General features: G+C 37.2%; 1 protein-coding gene. It reads left to right on the top strand.

Annotated elements, in window-relative coordinates; genetic code table 11:
- Nucleotides 1–211: 211 nt before the first annotated feature.
- Nucleotides 212–781, top strand: a complete 570-nt coding sequence (locus tag FTT88_RS17065) for a peptidylprolyl isomerase (protein WP_180005529.1) — start codon at nucleotides 212–214, stop codon at nucleotides 779–781.
- Nucleotides 782–1,225 lie beyond the last annotated feature (444 nt).

Below are 1,225 nucleotides of genomic sequence, written 5' to 3' on the forward strand. Positions count from 1 at the left end.
TATAAAGAGTTCCTGTACCGCCATACTGTCAGCGCAGTGCGGTATCGAAAGGTGCAATCTCTAAGATTGCATGGGTCGCAAAGATTCCCCCACCATAGCTCTTAGCTTGGTGGTGGGAGTATGTCAATAATGGCAGAATAATTACTTTTTAATCATCAAAGACTAATATACAGTCAATAACAAGTACGAGATCAACCAGAAGAGTTAGCAAATGTTAAAACAGATTTTATTTACCGCAGCACTTGGCTGTGTGAGCTTAAGCAGTTTTGCTGCCAATACTATTGTCGAAATGAAAACCTCTCAAGGCAATATTGAAATTGAGCTATTCAATGACAAGGCACCTATCTCAGCTAAAAACTTTGAAAGCTATGCAAAAGAAAAATTTTATAACGGCACGATCTTTCATCGCGTGATTCCTGGATTTATGGTTCAGGGTGGGGGCATGGATGTCAAAATGCAGGAGAAGCCAACAAAAGCGGCTATTAAGAATGAATCAAGTAATGGCTTGAGCAATAAGCGCGGCACATTGGCAATGGCACGGATGAATCATCCTGATTCAGCAAGTAGTCAGTTCTTTATTAATGTTGCAGACAATGACTTTCTCAATAAAAGTGCAATGAATGCGGGATATGCTGTTTTTGGTAAGGTCACTAAAGGTATGGATATCGTCGATAAAATCGTAAAAGTTCCAACTGCGAACTATGGAATGCATCAGAATGTCCCTGTAAACCCAGTAGTTATACAGAGTGTGGTGATTAAAGCAGCACCTGTAAAAAACTAAGCACACAAAATAGGAAAAATATTTTACATGATATTTGTAATAAATATCATGTATTTATGTGAGTAAAGTGTGTTTTTTGAACCATAATGGTGCATAAAAATAAAACACTCGTGTTCTTTGTGAGTGAAAAGCACTTGCACGTGTAAGAAATTGCCCTATAATGAGCACCATACCGACGAGATAGACGGAAACGAACGAAACGTGAAGCGTTGAGTTGTTGAGTTTATCGAAGTCCAGCTTCTAGCATTGACGAGATGTTAGAAAGATCATTAAGAGATTATGAAGAACAACTTGTGTGGATTTTTACTGGTTGATCAATCGAAATTATTTTCATTGATTAATGGTAGAAATTACTCGAAGTTTATTTGAGCAAATTTTTGTCAGTAATTGATGAGCCAAGATTGGTACACTATATGTACTATTGATTTTAAACTGAAGAGTTTG

Source organism: Acinetobacter sp. YH01024, assembly GCF_013420195.1.
Classification (GTDB): domain Bacteria; phylum Pseudomonadota; class Gammaproteobacteria; order Pseudomonadales; family Moraxellaceae; genus Acinetobacter; species Acinetobacter amyesii.